At 39.6% G+C, this 26,664-nt stretch carries 23 protein-coding genes; 15 read left to right on the top strand and 8 right to left on the bottom strand.

The annotated features are described in order from the left end of the window. Positions 1-151 precede the first annotated feature (151 nt). Positions 152-1,321 carry an ABC transporter permease gene (locus tag MSVAZ_RS13340; protein WP_048121723.1) on the bottom strand — a complete coding sequence of 390 codons (1,170 nt, stop codon included), beginning with the start codon at positions 1,319-1,321 and terminating at the stop codon, positions 152-154. 5 nt (positions 1,322-1,326) lie between these two features. Continuing rightward, a complete protein-coding gene (locus tag MSVAZ_RS13345; protein WP_048121726.1) occupies positions 1,327-2,496 on the bottom strand; it encodes a hypothetical protein in 1,170 nt (389 codons plus the stop codon). Positions 2,497-3,018: 522 nt separating this feature from the next. Here MSVAZ_RS13345 and MSVAZ_RS13350 point away from each other — a divergent pair. Both MSVAZ_RS13350 and MSVAZ_RS20490 read left to right on the top strand, forming a co-directional pair. After that, entirely contained in the window at positions 3,019-4,113 is a 1,095-nt protein-coding gene (locus MSVAZ_RS13350) for a hypothetical protein (protein WP_048124054.1), read from the top strand. Between the two features lie 182 nt (positions 4,114-4,295). Then, the gene (locus tag MSVAZ_RS20490; RefSeq protein ID WP_156151098.1) at positions 4,296-4,493 is read left to right on the top strand and encodes a hypothetical protein; all 198 of its coding nucleotides are present in this window, start codon (positions 4,296-4,298) and stop codon (positions 4,491-4,493) included. Between the two features lie 29 nt (positions 4,494-4,522). Here the strand turns inward: MSVAZ_RS20490 and MSVAZ_RS13360 are convergent, their stop codons facing one another. The 4 genes from MSVAZ_RS13360 to MSVAZ_RS13375 all read right to left on the bottom strand — a co-directional run bounded on the left by MSVAZ_RS13360 (position 4,523) and on the right by MSVAZ_RS13375 (position 7,764). After that, positions 4,523-5,206, bottom strand: coding sequence for a DUF5591 domain-containing protein (locus tag MSVAZ_RS13360; RefSeq protein WP_048121730.1), 684 nt, complete (start codon positions 5,204-5,206; stop codon positions 4,523-4,525). A gap of 356 nt (positions 5,207-5,562) precedes the next feature. Continuing rightward, entirely contained in the window at positions 5,563-6,744 is a 1,182-nt protein-coding gene (locus tag MSVAZ_RS13365; RefSeq protein WP_048121731.1) for an aminotransferase class I/II-fold pyridoxal phosphate-dependent enzyme, read from the bottom strand. Between the two features lie 80 nt (positions 6,745-6,824). Beyond that, positions 6,825-7,316, bottom strand: a complete 492-nt coding sequence (locus tag MSVAZ_RS13370) for an Lrp/AsnC family transcriptional regulator (RefSeq protein ID WP_048121733.1) — start codon at positions 7,314-7,316, stop codon at positions 6,825-6,827. A gap of 70 nt (positions 7,317-7,386) precedes the next feature. After that, positions 7,387-7,764: a 30S ribosomal protein S8e gene (locus tag MSVAZ_RS13375; protein ID WP_048121735.1), complete on the bottom strand. Its 378-nt coding sequence runs from the start codon at positions 7,762-7,764 to the stop codon at positions 7,387-7,389. 573 nt (positions 7,765-8,337) lie between these two features. On the opposite strand from MSVAZ_RS13375, the gene MSVAZ_RS13380 reads away from it, so the two are divergent. Continuing rightward, positions 8,338-8,664 carry a DUF6951 family protein gene (locus MSVAZ_RS13380; protein ID WP_048121738.1) on the top strand — a complete coding sequence of 109 codons (327 nt, stop codon included), beginning with the start codon at positions 8,338-8,340 and terminating at the stop codon, positions 8,662-8,664. A 218-nt stretch (positions 8,665-8,882) separates the two neighbouring features. Here the strand turns inward: MSVAZ_RS13380 and MSVAZ_RS13385 are convergent, their stop codons facing one another. Beyond that, positions 8,883-9,293, bottom strand: a complete 411-nt coding sequence (locus MSVAZ_RS13385; RefSeq protein ID WP_048121740.1) for a PaaI family thioesterase — start codon at positions 9,291-9,293, stop codon at positions 8,883-8,885. A 216-nt stretch (positions 9,294-9,509) separates the two neighbouring features. Here MSVAZ_RS13385 and MSVAZ_RS13390 point away from each other — a divergent pair, with 216 nt between their 5' ends. The 11 genes from MSVAZ_RS13390 (at position 9,510) to MSVAZ_RS13440 (ending at position 22,923) form a co-directional block, all read left to right on the top strand. Then, a complete protein-coding gene (locus MSVAZ_RS13390; protein WP_052725502.1) occupies positions 9,510-10,211 on the top strand; it encodes a methyltransferase family protein in 702 nt (233 codons plus the stop codon). A 342-nt stretch (positions 10,212-10,553) separates the two neighbouring features. Continuing rightward, on the top strand, positions 10,554-11,645 hold the full coding sequence (locus tag MSVAZ_RS13395) for a hypothetical protein (RefSeq protein ID WP_048121742.1): 1,092 nt from the start codon (positions 10,554-10,556) through the stop codon (positions 11,643-11,645). A gap of 387 nt (positions 11,646-12,032) precedes the next feature. Further along, positions 12,033-12,905: an ion transporter gene (locus tag MSVAZ_RS13400; protein WP_197078770.1), complete on the top strand. Its 873-nt coding sequence runs from the start codon at positions 12,033-12,035 to the stop codon at positions 12,903-12,905. A 478-nt stretch (positions 12,906-13,383) separates the two neighbouring features. Next, positions 13,384-13,698 (top strand): hypothetical protein, encoded by a 315-nt coding sequence (locus tag MSVAZ_RS13405; protein WP_156151099.1) that lies wholly within the window; start codon positions 13,384-13,386, stop codon positions 13,696-13,698. Positions 13,699-14,581: 883 nt separating this feature from the next. Then, positions 14,582-15,052, top strand: a complete 471-nt coding sequence (locus tag MSVAZ_RS13410) for a rhodanese-like domain-containing protein (protein WP_048121746.1) — start codon at positions 14,582-14,584, stop codon at positions 15,050-15,052. A 534-nt stretch (positions 15,053-15,586) separates the two neighbouring features. Then, on the top strand, positions 15,587-15,973 hold the full coding sequence (locus tag MSVAZ_RS13415) for a DUF2769 domain-containing protein (RefSeq protein ID WP_048121748.1): 387 nt from the start codon (positions 15,587-15,589) through the stop codon (positions 15,971-15,973). Between the two features lie 465 nt (positions 15,974-16,438). After that, positions 16,439-18,454: a cation:proton antiporter domain-containing protein gene (locus tag MSVAZ_RS13420; protein WP_048121750.1), complete on the top strand. Its 2,016-nt coding sequence runs from the start codon at positions 16,439-16,441 to the stop codon at positions 18,452-18,454. 153 nt (positions 18,455-18,607) lie between these two features. Continuing rightward, complete coding sequence (locus tag MSVAZ_RS13425; RefSeq protein WP_048121753.1) at positions 18,608-19,201, top strand: Maf family nucleotide pyrophosphatase; 594 nt, start codon at positions 18,608-18,610, stop codon at positions 19,199-19,201. Positions 19,202-19,544: 343 nt separating this feature from the next. After that, the gene (gene cysS / locus MSVAZ_RS13430; protein WP_048121755.1) at positions 19,545-20,969 is read left to right on the top strand and encodes a cysteine--tRNA ligase; all 1,425 of its coding nucleotides are present in this window, start codon (positions 19,545-19,547) and stop codon (positions 20,967-20,969) included. Between the two features lie 497 nt (positions 20,970-21,466). After that, positions 21,467-21,721 carry a CU044_2847 family protein gene (locus MSVAZ_RS18940; RefSeq protein WP_229393419.1) on the top strand — a complete coding sequence of 85 codons (255 nt, stop codon included), beginning with the start codon at positions 21,467-21,469 and terminating at the stop codon, positions 21,719-21,721. Between the two features lie 278 nt (positions 21,722-21,999). Continuing rightward, a complete protein-coding gene (locus MSVAZ_RS13440; protein ID WP_048121759.1) occupies positions 22,000-22,923 on the top strand; it encodes a S16 family serine protease in 924 nt (307 codons plus the stop codon). Positions 22,924-23,348: 425 nt separating this feature from the next. Here MSVAZ_RS13440 and MSVAZ_RS13445 read toward each other — a convergent pair whose 3' ends face one another. Further along, positions 23,349-24,665: a metal-dependent hydrolase family protein gene (locus MSVAZ_RS13445; protein WP_048121761.1), complete on the bottom strand. Its 1,317-nt coding sequence runs from the start codon at positions 24,663-24,665 to the stop codon at positions 23,349-23,351. 503 nt (positions 24,666-25,168) lie between these two features. Here MSVAZ_RS13445 and MSVAZ_RS13450 point away from each other — a divergent pair. Continuing rightward, on the top strand, positions 25,169-26,026 hold the full coding sequence (locus MSVAZ_RS13450) for a metallophosphoesterase (protein ID WP_048121763.1): 858 nt from the start codon (positions 25,169-25,171) through the stop codon (positions 26,024-26,026). The last annotated feature ends 638 nt before the right edge of the window (positions 26,027-26,664 follow it).

A 26,664-nucleotide genomic window follows, 5' to 3' on the forward strand; every position in this document is an offset into this window, starting at 1 on the left:
TGGATATGAATATGTATCAGAGTTTTTAGGAACTGTAATTGTATAACTTTTAAAATAGTATATTGAATGAGATTTTTAGCCAACTGGATACTTGCATTTTCACCTTTACAATTAATTATGAAACGGGCTGTGAAATTGCATTATGCTGCACTCACCTTGAAGTGATAGCTTTTATAGGGTCCACTTTTGCCGCATGCCGTGCAGGATAAACTCCTGTAATCAGGTTAAGTAGAAATACGGCAAAAATGATGAATAAAGTATCCAGAAGGTGCACGGCAACAGGGATAAAGGAAATATTTCCGTAAACATCGGATGGATCTGGCTGGATCTCATACTGCCCTATTGCCAGAGCTATAAGGACTCCTGCAAAAGTGCCGAAAAGAGCGCCTAGAAGACCTAGAATTCCGCTCTGGAAGACGAAAATTCTCTGGATGCTTGAGACCGATGCGCCCATAGCTCGAAGCATACCTATCTGACTCGTTGCACTGATAACCGAAAGATTAAGTGTACTGACCACGCCAAAGGAGGCTATGACAACAACAAGCCCGTATATGATGTTGTCTGTTGTGCTTTCGATAGCAAGGGTGCGGAGGATTGCAGAATATGTCTCTGTCCAGCCCTCTGCATTATAACCAAACTTTTTGATCTCGTTTGCGACTTCCCTATCCCGGTTAAAATCACTGAGACGGAGAGAAACCCCATTAACCACATTCGAGGCATCATAGAATTGCTGGGCAGTATTCAGGGAAGTATATGTCAGGGACTCGTCAAGAGAAGACCCGGTATGAAAGATCCCCACAACTCTGAGAGAGAGAGGATTCGCATTTGGAAAAGACACATCTATAGAGTCCCCCAGATTAACCTCAAGTTTTTCCGCCAGTTTTGAACCTATAACCACTGTATTTCTCGAGAATTCCAGTTTCTGGAAACTTCCCTCAACCATATCTTCTTCGATAGATCCAATTTCATTCTCCTGTGAAGGGATTACACCTCTAAGCTCAGAATTAAGGGAATTGTCCTTGAATTTCAAAGAAGCCTGCCCTGTAAGGAAAGGAGAAACTGCAGTAATTCCCTCAATTGAGCCAATCCTTTCTATCAAAGTATCGTAGAGGTAGATGTAATCCTCACCTTCTTCTGGAGAGACCAGGACATGAGGAATTTTGTCCACCGATGTGTTATGAAAATCCTCTGTAACACCTACCATAATGGAATGAGAAATTGTAAGTATCATTACGGCTAGAGCTATTGCTCCTACCGAAAGTAGGGTCTGGAATTTTCTTGCCCTGATCTGTCTAAGAGCAATTAAAAGTTCATAACTCATGGGGTTCACGGCCTTTTTGATTTTTTATTATGTATTTTAAAAAAGGCAAAAACCATAGCAAGCCCTGTAGTTCCTGCAATAACAGAAGAGCCAGTGATACCATTCCCATCATTTTTGTCTGAGGTTTCATTTCCTGTATCAGGAACTGTCTTACTTTCATTTATAAGCGAAAGATCAGACTCAATAATGGTTTCCTTGCGTTCTATAACATCTCCGTCGTTACCGATAAGTTCAATCTTAAGCCTGTAAACTCCTTCAGTGAGCCTTTCTTTCCAGGCGACCTCAACGGTTTCGTCATCATTATTCAGCAACACTGGAACTCTTTGCTGGACAGACTCAATAAGATCGTCATTTCCTTTTTCAGAATTTGCGTTCAGTTTGTATGCTGAAAAAACCAGATTTCCTTCAAAAGGTACCTGGGAACGCCCTAAAACCGTTGCACTTGCCCCGGTCTCGTCTTCGTAGATGTCAGTAATCTCAGCATTGTCTCTGGCAGTGAAACGCTCTGTTGAAACTATAAACCCCTGGTCTGGGGAGTAAACGTGGACCTTTACTCTTCCGGCATATTCATTATTATTCTCAAGAAGAGTACCCCAGGATGCAGAAAAGGCTTCAGGAACACTTGTCAAGGATACCTTTTCGGTTTTTGTTTCATAGATTACGTCGTGCCCGTTTACAAGCATATATTCGATATCAAAAAGTGAAGCCTGATTTGGAGAGAGCACAACAGAGATTCCTTCGGAGTTAGGGACAAGATCATCTACCTGAAGTCTGGAAGCTGAGTTGCTGCCGTAAACAAATTCATACTTAGATTCTGAGAGTACCTGTCCCTGTTCCATAAGCCTTGCTCTCAGAGTATAAGCTCCACGTTCGGGATTCCTGACATCCCAGAAGCCAACTTTCGTGACTCTTGTATTCGCAGGAAAACTGCCAGTTAAAAATTCCTGTGTAGAAATAGCTTCTTCACTCCCTCTTCCCGGCCTGATAAGGGATGTCTCAAGGGTCAGGTTCTTTTCCGGCTGGGCTGAGTAGAGTGTTACATCAAAGGACTCGAGATCGCTGTAGAGTTCGACTATGCGGGCTGGACCTGTTCCATTGGTCTGTGTGGCATTTGCTGCAGAGACCTGGAAGGCCGATAAAAGAAGCAAAGCAAGTACGAAAAGTATTGATTTCATGATTTTACCCCGATTCGATAACAGAACATTGTTTTAATCTGAAAGACTTTTTACTATTTTTTGAGCTACGCACAAGTTTACTAAGATTCCATGAATACAGCATATTATTCTTCAGTCAGTGATTCAATCACAGCATCCTGAATGGTTTCATGCTAAGTCACGTATGGATTTTCTGCATTGCCAGTTCACGAAACAAGACCGGACACTCCCGTGCAAACACTGAACTGTTTTTCCTATATTTTCGAAAAGGCCCGATACGTCTTGTTTTTTCATCATTTGTTTTAGATGACAGATAGAATCTCATTAAATAACATGCGTTATCTAACAATTGTTAGTTATCGTATATATAAATTTGCTTACAATTAATGAACAATGTTCACTTAGGATATTTCATATACCTGCTAAAAAATGTGTTCAGAACAAAAAGACAAGCGTCAAACGGACAATAAGGCGAAATTCATGACTTCTCAGTTCTGAAAACACATGGAAACTGTTATAAATCCCCAAACAGATAGCAGTCATATGGATCATGATGAAGACCGCAAAATTGGTGAAGATGGATTATCCCTGTCCGAGTTTCTCGTGCCGGATACTCCGGAGATAAAGGAACTGAAAAGCATTTACACGAATGAATACGAGTACAGCGAATATCTGAGTGAAATCGAGTTTTCAATTGCTGAATATTACCACAACGAAAACCGGAAAGTAACGGACAAAGATGTCATAAAGGCATTGAAGAATATCAAGCTAAACCGCAACAAGCCAATTAGTTTTTTTGAAAGGCCTCTTGAAAAGAAAATTGTAGATAGCCTGGTTGAACCTCTTGAGGAAAGCCCACTTACCGATCATGAATTTACCCTTGTCCTTGACTACGTTTTGTGGGTCATTGACAACAGGTCCTGGCTAAAGGACAAACAGGCCTACATAAAGTGGATTACGTATGTGCTTGGTTTTTTTTCAGAGGATGAAGAGAAAAAATACGAAAGTCAATTCAAAAAATTTGCAAGTAAAATGGGCGTATCCGGAGCTCAGGTTGATATGCTCCTCATGAAAAGAGAAATGACCGATGATTTCTTTGATGAGGAAGATCTTTTTGAAGATGAAAACTTATTGGAAGTACTGGGGCCAGACGAAATTTTTGAAAATGACAGGACGGCAGAAGATCTTGAAACCGGTTTCTTTTTAATGGAGGACGATGAGAAATTTGATTTCTTACTGGAAAATGGCCCGGATTATGTTAACCTTGTTCAATCCTATGTCCTGGAACTTATGGAAAAGGATGGTTTTGAAAAAATTCAGGAATTTTACCAAAAATTCAATGAAAAATACGAAAACTTTTTCCCTCTGCATTTTATTATGGGGACCGTCTACATTGAAAATGATCCGACCCTTGCAAAGTTCTATTTTGAGGAAACTTTGAAAGCTGTTGAAAATTACGGCGACCTTCCAAAAAGTTATAAATATGAAATAAAACAGAACCTCGACTCTCTTATAAAATACATTGAAGAACCCGCTGAGAAACCAGAGGAAAAAGCCCGTTCAAGCAAAAAAGGTAAAAGGAAAGGGGTATCAAGAAAAAAAGCTTCAAATGAGGACGATGAAATCAAATGGCTCTAATGTCTTCAGTTTGAATCCTGTCCTGTATTGTCACGCTCGACCCAGGAATATTAACATCCTTTTCTTTTCCCCATTTCTCATTTTAATTCTCTTTCCTTGGCTTTCTTTTTTTAAGAAGGACGCTCAGCAGGCTGGTTTCGAATGCAACATCAATGCTTTCTGGCAAGAAAATTCCTTAACCGATGACCGATGTGAAGAAAAGGAATACACCTCCTATAAACAATATGATGAAAATAAAATCGCCATTACTACGTTCAACAAGGTCTGGAAAAGCTGGAAAAATCTTGCTTGTATTAAATATAAATCTGGCACTTGAAGATGTTTTTCTTAGATACAAAAAAGAGATACAGTCAAAAAATATTATGACGCATATAAATTAAAAAAGAAAGAGAAAAACAGAGATTTCATTTTAAAGGAGGTACCAATCAGCATCATCAACTGATAGATCTTCTTTAAGTCCTACTTTTCTCTTTGGGAGCTTAAGAGCATCTGTAATTGCGTCTGAAAAGTCCTGAAGATACTCTTTTGAGGAGAGGCTGTTATAAATAAAAGGCTTATCTGGCTGGATCATTTTCTGGATAGTTGATTCTCTTGGCACGATGTCAACTTCTATGTCAACCATTTCTACGGCTTTTTCCATTGCAGTCCGAAAGTCTCCGATACAGTAAGCTATTCTGTGTTTGTAATTTTCCCTTGTCTTTTCAAGATAAGCGGCAAGTCTTTCGCTTTCCATTTTTATAAAATCTCGTTTGATTTTCGTCACGTTACATTTGCCCATCATAAATGTGTAATGCATGAAAGGGTACTGCGTATCAAGTTCCCTGGGGGTAATTCCACAGGTTCCGAAGGTTACTATATGTACATCCTCAGGTTTTGCAATCCCAAAGATTATTCGATCGAATTTTTTGTGAGAGGGACTTTCGTGATAGGGTTTCCTTTTGGCACAGGGAACAAAAATACATAGTTCCCTATACGGAGCCTCATATTCGTTCAGGACCCATTCGTTAGCCCTTATCATATCCGGGTGATAAATTACCCTATCAGTGTCAAGAGGTTCTTTAGAACGCTCATCTTCAGGAATAATGGGTTTCATAAACGTCAAGCTAATTGAGCCTGGAAATTATATATATAGTTAACTAACTTCGGCAGTTTCAGGGTTTTATGAGCTTTGGAAATGTCCTCAAAAATTGAATTGGACGTTAGTATAGTAATCAAAAGTAATGAATAATAAACAGAAGTTGTCATCGATACTTGAAAATGAGCAAATATTGTTAAAAATACACAAACGTTATTAAAAATAAGCAAATGTGAACAAATAAGCAAAAAAAACAAAGTTCTATCGAACTTTAAGCAATAAAGCAAATAATGAAGAACAGGTTAATAAAGAGACCCGAATAAAAAAAGATTTGATGAAAATTTTGAAAAGTGACTGGAGATCACTTTCTGAGTTTACTGCTTTAACCCGTCCACAAAGTCTTCCATTCTATCTAACGCTTTTCTAATGTCATTTATGGATGCGGCATAGGAGCAGCGCAGGAAGCCTTCACCAGCCCCACCAAAAACATCTCCCGGAATTGTCACAACTTTCTTTTCGTCCAGAAGGCGCTCTGCGAATGTTGAAGAAGAGAGCCCGGTGTTTCCTATATAAGGGAAGGCGTAAAATGCCCCTTTAGGGTTGCAGCATTCAAGCCCTATCCTGTTAAATCCTCTGACAATAAAATGCCTGCGTCGGTCATATTCTCGGATCATCCGCCCCATTTCATCTTTACCGTGACGGAGTGCTTCAATTGCTCCGATTTGAGCCGTTATAGGAGCACAGAGCATGGAGTACTGATGGATCATCATCATTGAATGGATAATCTCTGGAGAACCCATTGCAAAACCAAGCCTTAGTCCTGTCATTGCATAAGCCTTGGAAAACCCATTAAGCATCACAGTCCGCTCTTTCATGCCATCAAGGGAAGATAACGGAACATGCTTGCCTTCATAGGTAAGGCACTCGTAAACTTCGTCCGAGATAACAAACAGATCATTCTCCACAACAAGGTCGGCAATATCCTCGAGGCCTTCCTGTGTCATGATCGCTCCTGTAGGGTTGCTAGGGAAGTTGAGAATTATTGCTTTTGTCTTGTCCGTGATTGCAGGTTTGAGGGCTTCTGCAGTCAGGCTAAACTCATCATCCCTGTGGGTGGAAACGATAACCGGCTTACCTCCTGCAAGAACAACAGAAGGTACATATGCCACATAGGAGGGCTGGACGATAATAACTTCATCGCCAGGATTGACCACTGTCCTTACTGCTATATCCAGAGCTTCACTCACACCTGTGGTGATGAGTATCTCGGATGAAGGGTCATAATCCAGACCATAACGCCTGTAATAAGTTCTGGCAAGTTCGTCCCTGAGCTCAGGAAGCCCGTAGTTTGAGGTATATGAAGTTTGCCCTTTTTCCAGAGAATGAATACACATCTCACGGATATGCCACGGAGTAATGAAGTCAGGCTCTCCTACACCAAGGGAGATTACATCCTCAAGTCCGGAAACCAGATCAAAAAAACGGCGTATTCCCGACGGAGGAATTTCTTTAATAACGTCGGCAACAAACTTAGAAGAATCACATGAAGGTCTCAAGCAAAACACCCTTTAAAAAGTATATATGTATTATGAAACATAAAATCGGATAGGGATATCAGGTTCTGAACCGGCTCGTATCAGGATGATACTGGTAGCCTTTGAATCGTTTCAGGTTCATGAAGAATGACCCCATCTTCTTTATACGTTTTCAGTACGAAGTGGGTTGAAGTGCTCTGTACCTGATCAAGGGTTGCAATTTTCTCTGCTACGAAAAAGGCCACGTCCTTCATCGATTTTCCCCGGACAGTAAGGGATATGTCGTAGTTTCCAGATAGGAGCCTGACTGACCTGACTTCCGGAAACTTGTAGATTCTTTCTGCAATTGCCTGATAGCCCTGATTGCGCTCGAGAGTAACCTTCAGCTCAATAACGGCATAAACGTAGTTCTCCCCGACCAGATCCCAATCAACTATGGTTTTGTAGTGCCGGATAACTCCCGTGTCTTCAAGTTTTGCAATTGCCTGGGAAACCTCCTCTGCAGACATATCTGTAAGGGATGCTATTTCCTCTGGACTCGTTCGTGCATCATTCTCAAGAATTTCCAGTATATGTCGAATCTTTTCATTCATGTTGGTCACCGGCACAAAATTATGGGAATTTGACAAATAATCCTTGTCTCGGGGATAAATCATATTTTATTTATTCAATTAATACAGCATTTACAACTCCGTCTTGCCCTGGTCTGCTTGTAACTTTAGCAGTTCCAAGAGGAGTCCTTATTACTGAACCTTTTGTCAGAATGTTACGCCTGATATAGTGTTTGTTTGCAACGTTATCGATAACTGTCTCAATGGGAGCAGAAGTGGTTTTTCCGTCTTTGGGATTGGTTATGTTTGCAATATTGCACTGAAGAAGTCTTACCTTCCTGTTGCCTCCCATAGTGTGAACGTTTTTCCTCTTTATTTCACTTATACGAGTTTCTGCAGACTCACGGCCCATTTCAAACTTGCGCTTTCCGCGGGCAGCAATAACTTTCCCACCGGTCACTTTTCTTCTGGAGCTACCTTGCCATCTCATATTAAAACCTCATTGTGTATTGAAATTATGATCAATGCTTATCTTTAATGATTATTTATGTATTTTGCTATTGTAATTCTGTACTTTCCGATTGTAAATATACTGTAATCCTGATTATCCTGGTCTGGTGATCGTGTCAGGTATAAGTATAATTATCGCTTATGCTCTGATTATATATTAATTTATTAGCAGGAGTACCTAACTAGCATATTTGCTATGGACTAATCAATACAAATAGAATCGTATAAGAACTTTGCGATCAGCCAGCCAGAATCAAACTCAATTTTACACCCTGCCTGTATCTGTAAAAGGAGATTAGATTTAGAGAGTTGTAAATAAAAATATGATAGTAAGTTCACAAGTGCAGGCGAAGAAAAAAGGCATATGCTAAAAATTATATAAAAATAAGGTGAATGAATCTGGTAAATAAATCTAAAGTGAATGAATCCAAGGTGAATGAATCCAAGGTGAATGAATCTGTTTGCAGGTTAAAGTTAAAATATTAATTTTCTATTTAAAGTTTAATGCTGAAAAAGGACCCGACGTTCCAGGAAATAACGAGGAGAGATAACAATGGTTACAGAGATTTCATTGAATACAATATGCGGACATACGACAAAGATAATTGCCACTAAAGAGGGAAAGAGCACTCACATACATATTAAATCTACATGTAAAAAACTTCGAAAATGGGGCACGCATTTTGATATGGAAATGAAAGACCTTATGGGAGGTCCCGAAAATATTCTTAGCCAGAAATCAGCTAAAGCGCCCCTTACACCTACCTGTCTTGTCCCGGCAGCAGTAATGAACGCTTGCTGGCTCGAAAATGGCATGATTTCAAAGAATCTCGCCCGAGAAATGGGAAAAATGGAGATTATTTTTGATAAATTGGAGTGAATTTTCCGTACTCCAAAAACCCCTAAATTTCCTTTGGTCAGTCTTGGATCGCATTATTAGTACCCTGCTGATTTGTTGAGATTGGGACTTACGCGGCTGAACTGAGAAATCAATAGCATCAAACCCTCAACTGTCTAAACCACTAAACAAGTCACAACGCCTAAAGTGCTTGATTCTGTACTTCAGTGCGTAAGTCCTGGAGATAAACTCATCTGGATTCAAATGCTGGAAAGCTCATCAAGTGAAATCTTTTTCCTGTAGCCCATACCATGGAATATTGCTACAAGATCTCCTTTATCATCAGTTATATTTACAGTATATGTTGAAATTTTGGGGTTTATTGAGGTTTCTTTTGCTTCCGCTGTGAGAGTCTTGCCTGTTGCGGCTTTTACAAAAGAAATATTTGCATTGATAGCAACAGCAACATTGCCGTAAGCATTTGACGCTGCAGCAAAAGTGAGATCTGCAAGGGTAAATATTGCACCTCCCTGAACGGTTTTCAAGGCATTAAGGTGCTTTTCCTCTATATTCATGCGAGCTTTCGCATATCCTGGAGAGGCTTCTAAAATTTCGATTCCTGAAATTGCAGCAAAATTGTCATTCTTAAGAAAGTCTTTAATATTTTTCATGTAATAACTCCAGTTATTGTCAGTAAAGTCGTGCTCTATTCTGCTTATTTTTAATTAAAGTTATTCTTCTGAATGTAAACTTACTTCTGAATCTACCATTTTTAGAAGTTAATTTTTAGAAGTTCATTTTTAGAAGTTATTATTCCTGCCGAGCCCCTAATGCAACCATCAAAATCTTTTTGAACACTAAAACTAATTTCACCTGGGATTGAAGTGGTGGAAAAAAATGCATTATTCTGGAAGGCAGTTGTCAAAAGGGCTGTACAGGTTATTGCAGGCCTATTCTTGTTTATGGTAGCGTTTTTTCTTTCTGCCGGTATGATTGATCTGCCCAGAGCATGGTTTTTCTTTAGCCTTTATTTCATCTCGGTGCTCTTTAACATGGTTATTTTCCTCAAATTCAATCCTGAGATCATAAGAGCACGGAGTGAAATGAGATGGGGAGAAATGAAGTGGTGGGATAAGCTATTTGCAGTGCTTTATATCATATTTCTTTTCATAATGTTTATTGTGTGCGGACTTGATGTGGGAAGGTTCCAGCTTTCAAGCCTTGGGATGGAGTTTCTATCTGTCGGCGTGGTAATTTTCATAGTGGGCTGGGGTTTTGTAACGTGGGCAATGGTCGAAAACAAATTTTTTGAAACTACAGTCCGCATCCAAAAGGAAAGAAAACATAGGGCTGTTATCACAGGGCCTTATGCTATCATCCGGCACCCGGGCTATGCCGGCATGATACTGTATTACGGCTGTGCTCCGTTAGTCATTGGTTCTCTTTACGGTCTGATCCCTGCACTGTTACTTGCTGTTGCTTTTGTTTTCCGCACATACTTCGAAGACAGGATGCTCTACGAAGAGCTTCCAGAATATAGAGAATACACAAAGAAGGTAAGGTATCGGCTTGTGCCGTTTATCTGGTGAGGAATAAAAGAATCACTTTTATTCTCGACTTTATTTTCAACTAGAATAGTTTCATAACTATTTTCATGACCATGTGCCCGATAATTATTCAGAAAATAAGATTCAGAACTACAGCTTTGATTTTTGGGATGAGCTCTATGGATATGTGACAGAGAACTACTTTTAAAACGCCATCTGACCCTTAAAACCAGACTAATCTGTATAGTTGATAGAGATTAATTATTTATAAGCGGGCCGTTTATTATTTACTGGATTTATATTAAATTATGTTTTATTTAATTTGACATATATAATAACATATATAATCGACCTGCTGGTCGAGCTCGTATACGGGGGTTAAGAATGAAAATGAAATTAATCGTTTCTCTGTTAGCTTTATGCCTGACATTGTCCATTGTGTCTGTGCAAGCGCAGACTGACACAGACATGGCCGGAAATATGAACAATATGAGTGCGATCCTGGCCGGAAATATAGATGAAACCATTACCTGCAACATGACCGGAAACGCGGCTATAGTCGGTATGGATAATATAAGCGGAGAAATGGGGAACATGACCAAAATTGGGAACATGACCAAAATTGGGAACATGACCAAAATTGGGAACATGACCAGACCCATGACATCTAATATAGTCGGAAAGGTAGTCATAGTCAAAGATGTTGGAAATATGACCGAAAAAGCGCTTATAATCGGCAAAATGGAGAATCTGCCCGGAAAAGTGGTTATTTTCGGAAAAATGGATAAAGGTGTAATGGCCGCAAGAATGGAGAACATGTCCGGAATATCAGAAACTCTGCAAAACATGACCATAGTCAAGGTCGGAACCATGACTGGGACTGTAACATGCAATATGACCACAGATATGGAAAACATGACCGGAATGGCCACAAGAATGGAGAACATGACCGGAAGAATGGAAAACATGAATGTGCTCGCGGCTGGAGATATGACTGGAACCATAACATGTGATCTAACTGGAAAAATGATTATAATCAGAAACATGGGCAGTATGGAAGAAGTGGCCGGAAAAATATTTAGTATTCCCGGAATGGCCGAAAAAATGGATAACATAACCGGAAAAATGGAAAACATAACCAGACCCATGACGTGTAACATGACCGGAGGCATGATTATATTTAAAGATATGAATAACATGACCTCAATGGTCGAAAAAATGGATACTATGCCAGGAATGGCCGAAAAAATGGATTATCTGAGAGGAATGGACGCAAGCACAGTTGTACTCGAGGATATGGACATGACTGGAATGGCCGGAGAAATGGGAAACATGACCAGAATGCACGGAAAAATGGGTGTAACCGGAAAAAAGATTATGATCCGAAATATGGATGACATGACTCAAATAATAACCAGAACCGTTACATGCAACATTACTGGAAACACGACTACGATTAAGAACATGGGGGCATGACCGAAAAATTGGGTTGAATAGCTATTGATCAGTAAAATGTTCGTGTAATGAAGCATGAATAAGGAAAGGATTACCTGTCAGCTTGATTAGAAAATCCTACTCAGGAAGTACTGCAAACATATAGTACTTACAGTTCTTTCCTCCTTTATTTTTCTAGTTTTTATCGTTCATTATCTACTTGACATGTTTGCCTGATCTCCAAAATCATCCTTCCAATCTATTTCTGCTCTTACTGGAGATTCGGGCGTCAAACAAACTTCCAGGCTAAAATAGATTTATCAATAAGTCTATGAATGCCCTAAGAATACTTATTATAATTATAGTTCTTTTTTACAATGGAAGTACACTAATCTGCATGTGATCATATACATTGATGAGAGTAAACACATGGATAAAGAGCAATTAAAAGAAGAACGAATGGAATTACTTTCCCAGATTGATTCTCTTTTTGATTTTCCTCTCACGTCACTGTCAATTTTATGGCTGATTCTTATTATTATCGACTTAGTGTCTGGTCTTTCATCTACATTGCAAACATTAAGTTTTTTTATCTGGGGAATATTTATAATTGATTTTTTTGTCGAACTGGTAGTTTCCCCGAAAATGAAGGATTATTTAAAGGAAAACTGGCTTGTCGCTCTTTCCCTGTTTTTGCCTGCATTGAGAATTCTTAGGCTATTTAGCGGACTCAAAATGGTCAGGTTTGCAAGCCATGTCAGATCTCTTCATCTGGCCAGTGTTCTCTCTTCTTTTTATCGGAGTTTAAGAACAGCCCGGCAGATAATAGAGCAGCGGGGTTTGGGATATATCCTGCTGCTTACGACTTTGATAACTCTACTTGGAGCCGCGGGGATGTATGATTTTGAGCGGCAAGGTTTTACTTCTTATCCGGATGCTCTCTGGTGGACGGCAATGATTATGATTACAGCAGGAAGCAATTACTGGCCAAAAACCATTGAAGGAAAGATACTGGCCTTTCTATTATCTGCTTATGCTTTTTACATTTTCGTCTATGTAACTGCGGCCCTTGCAAGCCTTCTTGTCGGAAGTGAAAAGTCGTTCTCAAAAGAGATTGAAGAACTGCGCAGCAAAGTACAGCGCCTTTCCAGTAAAATTAACAGGTTTTCAGAAAGGGAAAAAAGTAGATTTGCAAAAGTTCTCAATCTTTTTTGCTACTGGTTCTTATCTATTTTCCGAATTCCTGAGCTATTATTTATCAGGCAAAAACCTATAAAATTTGCAGATTATTGCATAGCCTAAAATTCGTTTTTTAATTTAATTCCTTAAATTGACAGGGCAATTTCAAATTGCGGAGCCAGCATAAACGCTCTTTGAACTAAGTATATATTAGGTTTTGAAATAAGTCTTTTAACAAAAAAGATTGCAACTCAAAAGAATAAGCTATACAAAATAAAATTGTATAAAACAAGCTGTAAATAGTATATTATTAAATATATTCTATTAATTAACAATGGTTTCTTATTTATATTTCTATATCTATTATATTCTTTGAGTATAATCTCCTGTTGGTACGTACTATTTGTTGGGGCAACTTGGGATAATTTTAATCGGCAAATTTTTTCGGCACATCAAATGAGATCAAAATCTGTCAGTAATATGTCTTTCAGAATAACGTCAATAACTAAGTGATAAAATTATACTTAAGTGCTGTATCTACCGATAAAACTGGTTGAAACACCGACAGCTTAGTCGTATCAAATTGAAGGAGTGTGTACAAATGAGAATACTTAGGAAGACAATAAGTGTGTTAGTGCTGGTCTTTTTTGTAGCATCTCTTACAGCTGGGTCAGCCAGTGCAGGCTACTGGAAAAATGATTGCAACTGCGACAAGGATAAATGCAGTGACTGGGGATGCAAAGATAAATGCGGTCACAAAGATAAATGCGGTCACAAAGATAAATGCTGTAAAAAGGATAAATGTGACTGTGACTTTGACTTCGAAGCCTTCTTTGGAGGTAGCTTCTTCGAATCCAATTACTTCTTCGGAAATGATTGCTTCTATGGATTAAGCGACGATTGGTTTGATTGCTAGTGAAATTAACCAGGCTTTCATGATATAAGTATGAAACAAATTATCACTCATTCGTAATGTCTTACATCAGGCTGCAGGGACCATTAAGTCCTCAATAGTTCAAGTTTAGAGTTTCTATGGGGAGTACTCTTAACAGAAATTATGCGTTTAAGTAGTGGTGTAAGCACGTACCTCTATCACATAATTATGGATTAGACAGTTTGAATTCTCATGCGACTGGTTCTTTAGTTAAACTGCGTAGTTTCTTTCCCTACACTGGATGGCAGTCGTCGAAATGCATTTACGAATGAGTCTCGTTTTATATTTCATAAATTTCATAATCGTACGAATCTGTTGTATTTTTTTGAAACTTATCGGATTTCTAATTTTTCGGATTTCTAACTTTTAGGGATAATTTCTAACTTCTGGGGACAATTTCTAACTTTTAGGGATAATTTCTAACTTCTAGGGACAATTTCTAACTTTTAGGTATAGCTTGATTAAGGATAAATTCCTGAGACTCAAACTGCTAACTTCTACTTTGTAACTGATGGTTAGTGTTACATTTTTCCTGTTACTGATTTAATTTATACAGGATTTATCTCTTAACTCTCAATTAATTTTTTTGACCAAATTTAGCTCATCCTTTAGTGCTATATTTTTTGATTCGGGGTTTACTCGATAAACTGCTAGACTGGAGATCACCAATAAAAATAAAAAAAAATATAAAGTGAAAATTGGATTAGTTTATAATTGGCTTAGTTTATTTAAGAAATAGAGTTGTATCTGGAAAGTAATTTTTATAGAAACAAGTAGTTCATAGAAACTGTGTGCATATGACAAAGAAATAAATGTATCCATTAACTTTTCAAAGTCTCAAATATACAGCGCTGGAGGAGTTTGATTGAATAAAGGAAATTTGATGCATTTTGGTGCTCTTATTTTTCTGCTTCTGGTAGCACTTTTAATCTTTTCGGAACAGAGAAAGGAAAACACCTCAGGGCTTGAGAACGTAAGTGTACAGGAAGCAAAAGAGATGATTGAGAAAGGCGACGTATTCGTACTTGACGTTCGAACGCCTGATGAGTTTAACTCATCTCATATCAAAGGAGCGACCTTGATTCCGGTAAGCAATGCCTTTGGATCAAATTTGAGTTCGGATAGGCTGCTCAAGGCTCGTATAGATGAAGTTCCTCAGAAGAAAATACTGGTTTACTGCAGAACAGGACGCAGAAGTGATACCGCAGGTATAATGCTTGTAAACGCAGGATATTCACAGGTTTATAGTATGGTAGGAGGTATTAATGCCTGGATTAATGCAGGGTATCCGGTTGTCAGTTCGGAAGATAAGGAGGCTGAAGACTCCCATAATTGAGATCACATAGTCTATTAATCTGTATCACCTACTACCTCAGAGAAGGAAACGGTTTTACCGTCCACAACCCTCCGATTTTTACTTTTTCGCTTCTCAGTGCAATCAACAATTCTAATTATCGTCCTGCTTTTCCAATATATTTCAATTGAAACCTGTTTTCTTTCAATTGCAGTGACTTCAAACGAAATAACCTGAAACGAAATAGCCTCAAACGAAATAGCCTCAAACGAAATAACCTAAAACAAAATAACTTGAAACGAAATAACCTGAAACGAAATAACCTGAAACGAAATAACCTGAAACGAAATAACCTGAAACGAAATAACCTGAAACGAAATAACCTTAAATGCAGTAGTCTCTTAAGATCACTACTACATACTCGCTCTGTGATTACTCTATACTCGTTCTGTAACTGAAAAGGCTTTTATTCTCCAGACCTCTAAATTTATAATGAACTAAAAATTCTAAAACTGGTTCTATAATTACTTGGGGAATAAAAACCAATTTGAGTATTAAGTTTGGGGGTAATAGAATATGGGAAGAGATGCACCAACCGAAGAGAAGAACATAACACCGCGAGACAGGAATGTAACTTTTGAAAGAGGAACGGAGTTTGTGGTTCCTTATGTAAAAGAAAATATTAACAGGTGTAGATGCTCGCAGTGTCCGGTTCAGGCTAATAGTCGATGTGCGCAGAGTGAAGGTCAGAGTGTAAAACAGGCATTGAAGAATGCGCCTGCAGGTGAGGTTCCGGATCCCGAGAAAGTTCCGGGAGTTTATTGCTCGGAAGGTCCTGCCACATGTCAGGATCTTGATTTTGATAGACAATGCATCTGCAGTTCATGTGAAGTCTGGAAGGAATATGATCTCAAAAATGCAAATCCAAATAATCATTTCTGTCAACATGGAAGAGCAACCTGATCATTCATTTATTCCATATGCTCAACATAATTAATTTTTACTTTTCAATCTCGTATTGACTCTTTAATTTAATATTTAGTCAGTGTATTTAAATTTCACTTTAAATTTCATTTTTTGTTCACTCTAAATTTCACTTTAAATCTCACTTTTTGTTCATTCTAAATTTCACTTTTTGTTCATTCTAAATTCCACTTTTTGTTCACTCTAAATTTCACTTTAAATCTCACTTTATTTCATTAGTTTTTCTTAGTTTTAGATGCCATGAAAGCAGTTTCCTGGATTTATGAGAATTTGGCCTAGAACCGAAAATACTATATCTTTTAATAAATATTGTTATTGAACAGTTGCAAAATTTTGGAGCTGACGAGTATAATCTTAATACTTAGTTCTCGGGTCTATCTTAGGTTTTTCAAGAATTCTAAAGGCTCAAATAGCCCTATTTCAACATATGGAGGAGCAAAATAAATGGTATCCTCTTTACTGGCAAACGTTGACGTACTTCTTGGCTTTGCTATTTTGATTCTCACGATTTTCTACAGATTTCAAGTCCCTCCTGTACTCGGTTTTCTTGTAACCGGAATGCTGATTGGTCCATATGGGCTTGGTATTCTCAATGGAGGACAGAATGAACTGAATGCCGATCTCGGTGTAATCTTTTTGCTCTTTACAATTGGAGTTGACCTCTCCTTAAAAGAACTATGGAAGATGAAAAAGGCTTTATTTTTGGGTGGAACTCTCCAGATCCTTTTAACTACGTTTCTGGTCCTCATATTATGTTCTTCTCTAGGCTTCAGCTCAGCTACATCTGCCTTTATAGGATTCTTAATTTCGCTTAGCAGTACTGCAATAGTACTCAAAGTCCTCCAGGACAGAAACGAAGTTTATACACAACATGGGAAAACCTCACTTGCAATTTTGATATTTCAGGACCTCGCTATCGTTCCCCTAATTCTGATTACCCCGTTATTGGCTGGAGATTCTCTAAATTTTGAAGGTTCGCTTTCAACCGTTTTTCTCAAAGGTTCACTGGTCATTCTGGTTTTTATCCTGAGTGCCAAATTTTTGATTCCCTATATATTCTACCATGTGGGCAGGACAGGCAATAAAGAGTTATTCCTTGTCAGTGTTGTCTTTATCTGCCTTTCTACCGCTCTCTTTACCTCAAGTATCGGACTGTCTCTTGCTCTTGGCGCGTTTTTAGCTGGGATTGTCATATCAGGTTCCCAATACAGCCAGCAAGCAATGGGCAATATTGTACCTTTGAGAGATATGTTCATGAGTTTCTTTTTTGTGTCTGTAGGGATGCTCTTGAACATCGGATATTTGCTTGATCATCTCTCTATCCTGATTTTTGCTTCAATTGTCTTAATTTTTATCAAATCAATAGCAGGAGTGACTATAACATTTCTTCTCGGCTACCCGCTCCGTACAGCTATATTGACAGGGTTTGCGTTGTCTCAGGTAGGAGAATTTTCTTTTGTTCTATCCCGATTGGGGGTGGAATATTCTCTCATGACTGAAGATACTTACCAGGCGTTTCTTGCAGTTTCTATAATTACCATGGGAGTTACGCCTTTTTTGATTAATTCTTCCTACAAGCCTATCGATTTCCTTGTCACAAAAGTTTCAGAAACAACCAATGGCATGAAGCTAATACATGGATTATATTCAAAACCTATTAAAGAGGAAGAACAGGCCGAGCCTGAAATGAAAGATCAGTTAATCATCGTAGGTTTTGGTTTTTCCGGAAGAACAGTATCGAAGGCTGCAAAAGCAGCAGGCATCCCTTATATTATCGTAGAAGCAAACCCTGAAACTGTTGTCCAGGAAAAGCAGAAAGGGGAGAACATCCACTATGGAGATGCAACCTTTGAGGTTGTACTGGAACATGCAGGCGTTAAGAATGCAAGAGTTCTTATTATAGGGATATCGGATTCAAATGCCACAGGTAAGATAGTAGAAATTGCAAAAAAATTGAATCCGAACATCTGCATCATCGCAAAGGTGAGAGATCTACAGGAAATGAAACGCCTTAATTCCCTGGGAGCTGATGAAATCATCCCCGAGGAGTATGAAACTTCAGTAGAAATCTTTGTCCGCGTGCTGGAAAAGTATCTGGTTCCAAGAGAAGACATTGAAAAACTCGTAAATGATGTGCGAGCTAATGGCTACCGGATGCTGCGGAAATTGTCCGGGAATACATGTGGTGATAGCGAGTTCAATATAAAAGACGGGCTTCCGGGAGTTGATATTCAGGTTCTCAAAGTAGAGGATGGTTCAAGTTTCGATGGAAAAGCCCTTGCAGACCTGAATTTCAGGACAAAGCACGGAGTTACAGTACTTTCGGTTCGCAGAGGCTCGGATCTGATTTACACTCCAGAAGGCAATTTCATCCTTCATGCAAAAGATGCCTGCATCCTTCTGGGAAAACCTGAGGATCTCTGCAATATAAGGAGGTTCTTTGAAAGTATTCGCGGATAATCAACAATTTCACTAATTAAAATTTCACTAATTAAAATTTCACTAATTAAAATTTCACTAATTAAAATTTCACTAATTAAAATTTCACTAATTAATTTCAATGTCTCCTCTATCTGCAACACAAATATATTCCATGCATCCTGAGTTCTTCCAATGCGTCAGATTATTCTCGCGTCTGCATCTCCGAGGCGACAAGAACTGCTTAAACAGCTTATAGGCGATAATTTCCGGGTCTATTCCAGTTCCTATATGGAATCTACCTACCCTGGTCTGCTCCCTGAAGAACTTGTCTTAAGGCACTCCACCGGAAAAGCCAGAGACGTGGCTAAACACTTCAATTCCGGGCTTGTAATTTCTGCTGATACATCGGTGCTTTTTAATGGAGAACTTATGGGAAAACCAAAATCTTCCGAAGAAGCAGAGAAAATGCTGAAACTCTTAAGTGGACAGCGATTCCTGGTTATAACCGGGCTTACAGTCCTTGACCTTGACAGCGGGACAGAAATCAACGAACTGGAATCCACGACAGTCTGGATGGATGAAATAAGCAATGAACAGATTTCAGCCTATGTCAGAACAGGAGAACCCCTTGATAAAGCAGGGGCTTTTGCTGTTCAGGGAAAAGGGGCAGCCTTTGTGAAAAGGATCGAAGGAGACTTTTTTAATGTTGTCGGCCTTCCTCTTTTCCGGCTGGGAAAGATCTTGCAGAAAGCTGGAGTATCTATATTTGAGGGAAATTTGCCCTGAAACCGTTGAGCTGCAACCGTTGACCCGCAACCGTTGCGCCGGTTGATCACGCCGGATAGGGTTTGGGGATAAGGTTATCAGACTCAAACGGTTCTTGGGGTTTTCGGTCAAGCCTTTTTTGAAAAGGGTTGCGGTCAAGCCTTTTCTCAAAAGGGTTGCGGGCAAACAATTTTTTTAAAAGGCTTGCGGCAAAAGTAATAAAGCATTTCTTAACAATTAGGTAACAATACAGGAATTAGAATAACTCTTAAATTGAATTCCCATAGATTAAAGAGATTTAGTCTCACTTTAGCAAGTGTTCTAACAAAATATTCAGGTACTTAAATTTCCAGAGGCGTTCCGGATGCTCCAGGTTTACAATACCCTTACACGAAAGAAAGAGATTTTCAAACCGTTAAAGGAAGGTGAAGTTTCGATTTACGCCTGCGGGCCTACAGTTTACAACATGCCGCATATAGGCAACTATCGTACTTTTCTGATGGCAGATAATATTGTGAGAAGTCTTGAGTACCTTGGATATAAAGTAAAACTTGTAATGAACATTACTGATATAGATGACAAAACCATCAGGGATTCGAAAGCATCCGGAATGTCACTTAAGGATTTTACGGATAAATATACGGCAGAGTTTTTTAAGGGCCTTGATATGCTGAACATAAAAAGGGCCTCAGCTTACCCTAGAGCTACGGAAAATGTTGACAGCATGATTGGACTTACGCAAAAGCTGATAGATAAAGGGATGGCTTATGAAAAAAGCGGGTCGGTCTATTACAGAATTTCAGCATTTCCGGATTATGGCAAACTCTCAAAGCTTGATTTTGATAACATTATAATTGGCGCGTCGGTGGATGTGGATGAATATGACAAAGACAATCCCCGTGATTTCGCTCTCCTGAAAGCTTCAATCCCTGAGGAAATCGAAAGGGGAATTTATTATGAGAGTCCATGGGGAAAAATCCGCCCTGGATGGCATATCGAATGCTCGGCGATGGCCATGAACTGCTTCGGGCCCACTCTGGATATGCATTTAGGAGGAGTGGACCTTATTTTTCCTCACCACGAAAATGAGATTGCGCAATCGGAAGGGGCAACCGGAAAACCGTTTTCATGCAACTGGATTCATGGAGAACACCTCATAGTTGAAGGAGAAAAGATGAGCAAGTCCAAAGGAAACGTCTTCACCCTGCCCGAGATTGTCGAGAAGTACGGTGGGGAAGTTGTACGCTTTATGTTTCTCTCAGTCCACTACCGTAAAAAGCTTGACTATTCCGATGCCTTTGCAGAAAATGCTAAAAATAATTACTTAAAGCTTAAAGAAACGCTCGATAACCTTGAATTTAGCCTGGAAAGCGCAGAGGATGCAGCTTATCCTGGAGACGAGGAGGTTCTTAATACCCTTCCTGAACTTGATATCCAGTTCAGGGAAGCTCTTGAAGACGATTTCAATACCCCGAAAGCCCTAACGGTTTTTAAAGAACTTTCACGTACAGCTAACAGGTATCTTGAATCCGAAAAAAATCGACAGGTCCTTGAAAAGCTCTATTCTCTATACAGACAGTTTTCGGATGCTCTGGGTCTCTTTTACGAGTCAGAAAAAAAGAAAATCCCCACAGAAGTGATGGAACTGGTTGAAGAGCGTGAAGCTGCCAGAAAAAAGAAAGACTGGGCAGTTTCAGACGCTATCAGAGAAAAAATAAAATCTATGGGATATATTGTACAGGATACAAAAGAAGGGCCCAATGTAAAAGAAGCCGAAGAAAGTTTATAAAATTACTAAGGTCTGAACTTCTTTAACTCGAATTCTCAAAAAGTCAATATTGGCTCTTCGTCATTCCCTATGGATAAAATGATTTTCAATTCAAGACCTGATTGGTTTTTATGAGAACATTATGAGAATATCATGAGAATATTATGAGAATATCATGAGAATATCATGAGAACATTATGAGAACATTATGAGAACATTATGAGAATATCCACACAAAACAACGAAGAACCATAATTATTTATTCATTTATATACTATTTTATTTACGTTAATCTATTCTTACTCAGGGTTGTACTCTCTTTTTCTGTGAGATGCACCCATATCGTCTAATGGGGGGAACAGTTTCTGGATAAAGTAACTGTTGATGAAAAAGTCACTGTTAATGAAAAAGTTGTTGAGAATTCCGGCAGGGAGGCTTTAAAAGCAGGGTATATTCTAGCCGAACTGGGGCATGCTCCAGGTACAATAAAAAAATTTGCGCTCGTATCTCCTAAAGCCCTGGAAGAGAAATCCACAGAATCGGTTGATAACGCGATGCTTATGATTAAGGAGATTTCTAAAAAAGTTGTAGGCAATCTGGAGGACACTCCCCCTGAGTTCAGACCATCTCAGATGGAACTGACTTTTAACTTACTGCTGACAATGAATGGAAAGGCAGTTATCACCAAATCGGAAAATGAGAAAAACCTGAAAGTAATGTTAATGTGGAAGGATAAAGGAGAGGAGACTGAGAAGGAAATCCCTGAAAAGTAAGGTTGAACTCGGCATATACACTTATATAAATTCTTAGTTTAAACTTATGGATTCGAATAGAGGGCTTCCTGAATCCATGTATTCATCTATTGGAAAACAGAGTATTCACTTCTTTGTAATCAACATATTCATTTATCTGTAACTAACATATTTACCATTGGGTCTTTAAGTTAAATCTGTGATTATATGTTCTAAATGTCTCTTGCAGTTTTCAGGCATGGTTTCCATACGGAAGAATAAGTATGATCTAAAGAAGCAAATCGAAAGTGATAGGTGGTATGAAGTCCAAACTTCTTGTTTTTTTACTGGTTATTTCGCTTTTTGCAAACGCTTACTTTGTCCTGTTTGAAGAACAGCCTTCCTTTGAGGGAAAACAGGTCCAAGAAATGCAGACTCAAATAAATTCCCTTGAAACGGAAAATAAAAACCTTAAGACACAGATAAATCAGAGTAATGAATCGCTTCAGTCTTATGCTTCTCAGTTAAAGTCCTATCGCGAAAGAGTCTTTGAGCTTGAAAATGGCTCTCAAATATGTCCTGTAGGAGTTGAAGGCTTTGCTACTCTCCAGGGACCTGCGGTTTTCCAGAAAGTAAAACTTGAGAGATCAGGTTCCTTTATATGGAAAAATGTTTCTGAGGAAGGAGCTTTGCTCAATATCTCAACTGAGATCCAGCCTGGAAAAGGCCGTGTGCTTGTCCAGACAACTCCGCTGATGGGTGTGGTCTTCCAGGATGCTGCAAACACTGCAGTTTTCGTCGCTGAAAACAAAACCGGTAGACAAATGTCAAGCAGTGATATTATTTTCAGCATTACCGCTTCGAATGAAACTCCGGGAGTCGATGGTCCCAGCGCAGGAGCTCTCATGACCCTGCTTACGATTTCAGCCATTGATAACAATACCAAACTGAACAATAGTATAACCCTTACAGGCACGATTGACGATGAAGGCAATATCGGTCAGATAGGTGGAGTTCTGGAAAAAGCTAAGGCAGCAAAAGCCGGGGGTAAAACCCTTTTCCTCATTCCGAGGGAAAACAACCAGCTTGTTACATATAAATATGTAGAAAGGAAGCTTGGCGGTTTTAATGTCATTGAGAAGCAGTCTGAAGTCGTAGATGCTAAAGAGTACATAGAGAAAGAGGTGGGAATCAACATCGAGTATGTGGATACTATTGATGATGTACTTAAATATGAGAAATAAAATATGGATTCGAATATTTACTGTAACTCAGATTGTTTTTCCGGGGATTCTTTTTATCCCCGGAATGATCACGTTCTCCTGTTTGACGGTATAGTTCCCAGGAATAGAACAGTCCTTGGTGATTCCCCAGACGATACAGAAAGCTAGGGCGACGAAGATGTTAGTGGAAATTATCTTCTCGAAGACAAACGAAGATACATGTATGGCAGGATTTTTGAAGTACAGGGCGAGTTATAGAGATGCGGAAAATGATAAAAAGCTCTAGGAAAGGGTCGAAAAGTTTTCGGAAAAAGAGTTAAGATGAGCACTGAGCGTTATTAAAAAAAGGTTATTCCTGAGCAAAAGTATTCACTTCTTCAAACAGACCGGCCAAGGCAATTCTGATTTTCCCTTCCTTGTCAACACTTCTCATTTTGACCCTCCTCTCATTTATTGTTCTGGGTTCTTTCATGGAGAATGTTCTTGTAGATCTTCCCGTCCTTCATGATCACCACGAAGTTCTTGTCCGGGTCCGCGACAAGGTCTATGTTTTGCAGCGGATTCCCGTCCACAAGCAGCAGGTCGGCAAGCGCGCCTTCCTTCACCACGCCTAATTCTCCGGGATAGGGATCGCGCGGGCCGCAAAGTTTGATCAGCTGGGCATTATCGTGAGTGGCCATTTTCAGAGCTTCATAGGGTGTGTACCACTTCTTCATCTTGGCCAGGAATTTGCCCTGTTTCGCGGCGAGCGCGGGGTCGAACAGCATGTCGGTGCCGAAGGCGGTTTTGACCTTGTACTTTTTGGTGAGCGCGATGACTTTCTCCAGGCCGGCAACACATTGCGCATACTTGGCCGTGCTAATAGGATTCTCGAATTTGAAAGCGTCTTCGTCACCAACCGACATCGGTTGCATACTCCACCAAACGCCCTTTTCTGCCATCAGTTTCGCTGTTTCCTCCTCAATGAAGAAACCGTGTTCGACGGATAGGGCACCGGCTTCTATCCACTGCCGGATGGCCTCGTCGGTATTGGCGTGGATCATGACATAGGTGTTCCAGGTCTTGGCAACTTCGCAGATCGCCTTCATCTCCTCAAAGGTGTATTCCGTGACATCGAGCGGATCATAAAGTGAAGTCACGCCGCCGCCTGCCATGGCCTTGATATGGCTGGCACCCATGCGAAGCACCTCCCGGGTGCGCTTAATCACCTCTGGCACCCCATCTGCGATCAACACGTGCCCGACTCGCTGCATGTAGTCGAGCGGAGTGCCTGGATTCTCAGGTACATCATTAGGGTCACGGAAATCGCCGTGACCGGAGGTCTGGCTGATATATGCGCCGGCAGGATAAACTCGAGGGCCGTCGATCAAACCCTCATCAGTGGCCTTCTTTATTGAGAAAACATTGGCACCGGCATCCCTCACCGTTGTGAAGCCGCGCAGGAGGGTTTCTCCAGCCGATTTGGCGGCCGCTATGCTGAGAAAGCCGAAATCGGAACTAAGTATTTTGCTGATAGGCCAAAAACAGAACATGGTATGCCAGTGGGCATCGATGAGCCCGGGCATCAGCGTGCGCTCCCCGCCGTCGATCACCATCGCGCCGTCAGCGGTGATCTTCTGGGCCGAGATCTGCTTGATCAGATTACCTTCAACAAGAACGTAGGCGTTTTCGATGCGCTTCTCATGAACGCCGTCGAAGATGTGAACATTGGTAAAAAGAGTCTTTGGTTTGGCTGCCTGATCAGCCGGTGTTGTTACTCCCATTTTTCTTTACCCCCATCTGAAATTTCCCCCTGTTTCAATGGATAATAACTATTTTATTCAATTCTATGTATATAAATGGCAGCATATATAGGTTTTTGGAATACAAAATTGCGTTCTAACGGACAGCAAACAATGTGGTATCTTGTGCAGCTTGTCTGGTTCAGAGAGTTGTAATACTTATACTTCTCTTATTTGGAGTAATAGTAGGCCTTAGGTTGCAGGAAAACACGGGACAACGGCGATAAGGCGGTTGGTTGATCGTACTTTTTGTTCTTCTCTCTACTATCTTCTGGTTCTTCTTGGTTTTCGGATTTTTTACAAGAATCGCGTTTTGTATCATGATATTTTCCTCTACCTATTATATACAGTTCAGTCCCGACCATTTAAATATCGTAAACTACATATTACTACAGGTTTGGAAAGTCATACTTTATTTCCAAGAATAGTTTTCTTTTCAGAAAGAATAATTTTTTCAAATCCTGAAAAACGATATTTCACCGATTATGCTCCCTGAAATCACCCCAATCCTTGAAGAACCTGCCCTCATCGTCAGGAACACAGAAACCTCACTGGTAGTTGCAGACATCCACCTCGGAATCGAGTGGGACCTTTACAGGAGCGGGATCAATTTGCCCAGCCAGATGAAAGGGAGACTGGACAGGCTTCTTGGCTATATCCAGGCAAATTCCCCTGATAAAGTAATACTTCTTGGGGACGTGAAACATAATGTTCCTAAGGTCTCCTGGCAGGAGAAAGACGAAATTCCTCGCTTCCTCGAAACACTTGCAGAACATACACACGTTGATATTATCCCCGGAAACCATGATGGAGGAATCGAACTTCTTTTCAACAGGCACAAGGATATAAGGGTTCATTCCGCACGCGGTGCAGTTATTGACGGAACAGGATATTTTCATGGGCATACCTGGCCTGCATCTGAAATACTGGCTGTATCTCATGCAGTCACCGCCCATAATCATCCCACTGTTCGTTTTACAGATTCCTTTGGTTACTCCGTAGTTGAACCTGCCTGGATCAGAACAAAGTTTAATATGGAAGTCCTGAAAATCCATTTCGGAAACCTTGATTTTGAGAACCCTGCACAGTGGGCAGATCCTGAACTCTTCGTAATGCCGGCTTTTAACGAGCTATGCGGAGGTGTGCCTTTTAACGAGTCCACTCAGGAAGAGTTGCTAGGGCCGGCTTTTTCTTCAGGTGGAATTAAACTTGAGGCTTCGGAAGTGTATTTACTTGATGGAACAAGGCTCGGACTGCTCAGGAATATTCGGAAGCTGAAGCATACCAGAGTTAGAAACAAGAATCAGAATAGAAGATGCAGGAATTCAAAAGGCTCTACATAAGATGATCTGGCATGTAGACAAAGAATTTAGCTTTAAGAATTTAGCTTCAAGAATTTAGCTTTAAGAATTTAGCTTTAAGAATTTAGCTTTAAGAATTTAGCTTTAAGAATTTAGCTTCAAGAATTTAGCTTTAAGAAGTTAGCTTTAAGAAGTTAGCTTTAAGAAGTTAGTTTTAAGAAGTTAGTTTTAATTAGACAGAAGATTAGGCTCCAGTCATATAATGGACTCTTGTCATTAAATATAGTTTTTTAGCTTGAGTTACAACTAACCGCAGCCTGTATATAAAAATAGTTGTCTCTAACTCTGACTTTAAGTTTCCAACCACAATGAAATGCTTTTCAATTTTTGTCCTGGTTTTATTTAGGAATCAATTCAGTATTAACATTCCCGTAATATCCAAATCTTTTTAAAATTTAGCGCATATTACTAATCTAAACAAACATGATATTCTTTGAATAACATGCACAACCAATGAAAGTGCTTGCAGATGGCAGCATTTTCATGCCAAATATTTAAATGACTTAAAAACAAGTGAAAACTTGAAGAATCAAAGGGTTTTGGAATATTACATTAACTTATTTATCTACTGACATATCACTAAAATCGTCCGCGAATTACCTCTCTATTTTTACAAAGAA

The organism is Methanosarcina vacuolata Z-761 (genome assembly GCF_000969905.1).
In the GTDB taxonomy this organism is placed as follows: domain Archaea; phylum Halobacteriota; class Methanosarcinia; order Methanosarcinales; family Methanosarcinaceae; genus Methanosarcina; species Methanosarcina vacuolata.

Bases quoted from the DNA above. Each gene is read 5' to 3' on its own strand.
- MSVAZ_RS13380 (WP_048121738.1), top strand. From the start codon at position 8,338: ATGGTTACAGAGATTTCATTGAATACAATATGCGGACATACGACAAAG.
- MSVAZ_RS13450 (WP_048121763.1), top strand. From the start codon at position 25,169: ATGCTCCCTGAAATCACCCCAATCCTTGAAGAACCTGCCCTCATCGTC.
- MSVAZ_RS13420 (WP_048121750.1), top strand. From the start codon at position 16,439: ATGGTATCCTCTTTACTGGCAAACGTTGACGTACTTCTTGGCTTTGCT.
- MSVAZ_RS13360 (WP_048121730.1), bottom strand. From the start codon at position 5,206: ATGAAACCCATTATTCCTGAAGATGAGCGTTCTAAAGAACCTCTTGAC.
- MSVAZ_RS13405 (WP_156151099.1), top strand. From the start codon at position 13,384: ATGAGAATACTTAGGAAGACAATAAGTGTGTTAGTGCTGGTCTTTTTT.
- MSVAZ_RS13340 (WP_048121723.1), bottom strand. From the start codon at position 1,321: ATGAGTTATGAACTTTTAATTGCTCTTAGACAGATCAGGGCAAGAAAA.
- MSVAZ_RS13375 (WP_048121735.1), bottom strand. From the start codon at position 7,764: ATGAGATGGCAAGGTAGCTCCAGAAGAAAAGTGACCGGTGGGAAAGTT.
- MSVAZ_RS13395 (WP_048121742.1), top strand. From the start codon at position 10,554: ATGAAAATGAAATTAATCGTTTCTCTGTTAGCTTTATGCCTGACATTG.
- MSVAZ_RS13445 (WP_048121761.1), bottom strand. From the start codon at position 24,665: ATGGGAGTAACAACACCGGCTGATCAGGCAGCCAAACCAAAGACTCTT.
- MSVAZ_RS13345 (WP_048121726.1), bottom strand. From the start codon at position 2,496: ATGAAATCAATACTTTTCGTACTTGCTTTGCTTCTTTTATCGGCCTTC.
- MSVAZ_RS13400 (WP_197078770.1), top strand. From the start codon at position 12,033: ATGGATAAAGAGCAATTAAAAGAAGAACGAATGGAATTACTTTCCCAG.
- MSVAZ_RS13350 (WP_048124054.1), top strand. From the start codon at position 3,019: ATGGATCATGATGAAGACCGCAAAATTGGTGAAGATGGATTATCCCTG.
- MSVAZ_RS20490 (WP_156151098.1), top strand. From the start codon at position 4,296: ATGACCGATGTGAAGAAAAGGAATACACCTCCTATAAACAATATGATG.
- MSVAZ_RS13425 (WP_048121753.1), top strand. From the start codon at position 18,608: ATGCGTCAGATTATTCTCGCGTCTGCATCTCCGAGGCGACAAGAACTG.
- MSVAZ_RS13385 (WP_048121740.1), bottom strand. From the start codon at position 9,293: ATGAAAAATATTAAAGACTTTCTTAAGAATGACAATTTTGCTGCAATT.
- MSVAZ_RS13415 (WP_048121748.1), top strand. From the start codon at position 15,587: ATGGGAAGAGATGCACCAACCGAAGAGAAGAACATAACACCGCGAGAC.
- cysS (WP_048121755.1), top strand. From the start codon at position 19,545: ATGCTCCAGGTTTACAATACCCTTACACGAAAGAAAGAGATTTTCAAA.
- MSVAZ_RS13370 (WP_048121733.1), bottom strand. From the start codon at position 7,316: ATGAATGAAAAGATTCGACATATACTGGAAATTCTTGAGAATGATGCA.
- MSVAZ_RS13440 (WP_048121759.1), top strand. From the start codon at position 22,000: ATGAAGTCCAAACTTCTTGTTTTTTTACTGGTTATTTCGCTTTTTGCA.